General features: G+C 67.5%; 3 protein-coding genes. All 3 read right to left on the bottom strand.

Annotated elements, in window-relative coordinates; genetic code table 11:
* Window positions 1-180 (bottom strand): DUF5947 family protein (locus JOZ00_RS07885; RefSeq protein WP_293342089.1); only part of this gene is annotated, 180 nt, incomplete at its 3' end.
* A complete protein-coding gene (locus JOZ00_RS07880) occupies window positions 177-1,079 on the bottom strand; it encodes a NifU family protein (protein WP_293342086.1) in 903 nt (300 codons plus the stop codon). The genes JOZ00_RS07885 and JOZ00_RS07880, both read right to left, overlap by 4 nt.
* A gap of 60 nt (window positions 1,080-1,139) precedes the next feature.
* Window positions 1,140-2,028 (bottom strand): nickel-dependent hydrogenase large subunit (locus JOZ00_RS07875; protein WP_293342083.1); only part of this gene is annotated, 889 nt, incomplete at its 5' end.

The raw sequence follows: 2,028 nt of genomic DNA, 5'->3' as shown, positions 1-2,028 counted from the left end.
ATCGGTGAACAGCAGATAGCAGGCGCGGCAGACGCACATGAGCTGCCGCCCGGCCACATTGACGACATGCTGGTGCTCGTCGGCGATAGACTCCGCACACATCTCGCACCGCTCGCCGGCCTGTTCGGGAGGGCGGCGGTCGCTTCTGATGCGCGCCAGGACGTCGTACGGAGTCGTCATGTGCCCGCCCCCATCGGTTCTCGCAACGCCACCGATGGGACGCCGTCGCGGGCCAGCAGCGGCAGGGGCTCGAGGTGTGCCCCGTTCGGGCCTGCGCCGGCATGCACGACGTCGAAATGCGTGCCGCAGCGCGGGCAGGCCAGCAGCCCGTCATGCAGTTGCGCGCCCGCAAGCGAGTCGTCGCACAACGGGCAATGGTCCCGGTAGGCCAGCGTCTGATCGCCGACCCGGCACACCAGGAGCGGGATGCCCGCGATCAGGAAGCCCGCGACCTCGCCGGGCGCCAGCTCGGCCGACTCGGGCACCGGATGCCACGCGCTCGAATGCTGGTGCCCATTCGAATGCACATGCGCCAGAAGCGATTCGGCGGGAATTACGCTGGTGCTCGCGGCGGGCTCGGCCGTCACCACCTCGATGGAGTTGATCTCCGGGGCGGCCGCGCGGACCGCGTCCTCGACCGCGAGCTCCAGTGTCACGGCCGATGACGGGCAGCTCTTGCAGCTGCCCTTGAACGCCAGCCGAACGACGCCGTCGTCGATCTCGAGCAGATCCACGTCGCCACCGTGGGAACCCAGATAGGGCCGCACCCGATCCAGCGCCTCGGACACCCGGCGGTGCGCGTCGTGCGGATGCAGGCCGTGAACCAGGAGCAGGCTGGCCACCAGGTCGTCGGTGGCCAGCCGCTCGGTCAGGCCGGGGTCCCCGGCTAATTCCATGATCCGTTGCAGTCCGGCCCCGTAGAGCCCGACTACCTCGCGGACCAACTCCTGTGCGCGCTCATACGCGGTGGCCCCGTTTGCCGCGCAGGAATCCAGAAGCGTCTGGATTCGATCGCCCGCCGTACGCCACTGCCCTTCTGCGTCGGAGCCTTTCGGGGGAATCTCCGGGCGATCCGCCATGCGTGCTCCGTTCCTATTCGTGATGACCCGCTGCGCCCGGCTTCGCCGTGCTTGCGATCATCACGCCTCAACGGGCGACTGCGTTGGCGTGTGCAGTCTGTCGAGGGTCTTGCCCTTGCCCAGGTACATGTGCACACCGCACGGCAGACACGGATCGAAGCTGCGCACCGTGCGCATGACGTCAATGCCCTTGAAGTTCTCCCGGCTGTTCTCCTCGAATATCGGCTGACCCTGCACCGCGTCCTCGTAGGGGCCCGGTGTGCCGTAGCTGTCGCGCGGGTTGGCATTCCACGGCGTGGGTGGGTACGGGTGGTAGTTGGCGATCTTGCCGTCCCGGATCACCATGTGGTGGCTCAGCACTCCGCGCACCGCCTCGGTGAAGCCGCAGCCGATGCCCTCGTCCGGCACGTCGAACTTCTCCCAGGTCTTGGTGCGCCCGGCGCGGATCTCTTCCAGCGCCTTCTCGGCGAAGTGCAGGGCGCACGCCGCCGCGTAGGCCTGGAAGTAGGTGCGCGCCCGGTCGCGCTCGATCGTGTTGCTCCCGTACATCGGGATCTTCCACTCGAATTCGACCGGACCCTTCAGGGCGGTCTTGGGCAGGTTGATCTTTACGCTGCTACCCGTCGCCTTGACGTAGCCGATGTCGACCAGGCCGGCCAGTGCGGTCGACCACAGCCGGGCCAGCGGACCGCCGCCGGTGTCCAGCGCCAGGTGGTCCTTGCCGTCGAACCAGCGCGGTGACATCACCCAGCTGTACTTGCCGCCCTCCAGGTCGCGCTTCTGCGGGTGCGGGTTGGTGTGCTGGTTCCAGGGGTGGCGCCGGTCCACCGCGTTGCCCAGCGGGTCGGTCTTGACGAACATTTCCTGGTCGGTCCAGTCATCGTAATATGAACTGCCCAAAAGGATTCGGATGCCGAGGTTGATGTCCACCAGCGAGTGGGTGACCAGC

This window comes from Mycobacterium sp. (assembly GCF_019243155.1).
In the GTDB taxonomy this organism is placed as follows: Bacteria; Actinomycetota; Actinomycetes; order Mycobacteriales; family Mycobacteriaceae; genus Mycobacterium.
The sequence above is the reverse complement of the archived record's forward strand: the minus strand, read 5'-3'. Positions and strand labels throughout refer to the sequence as shown.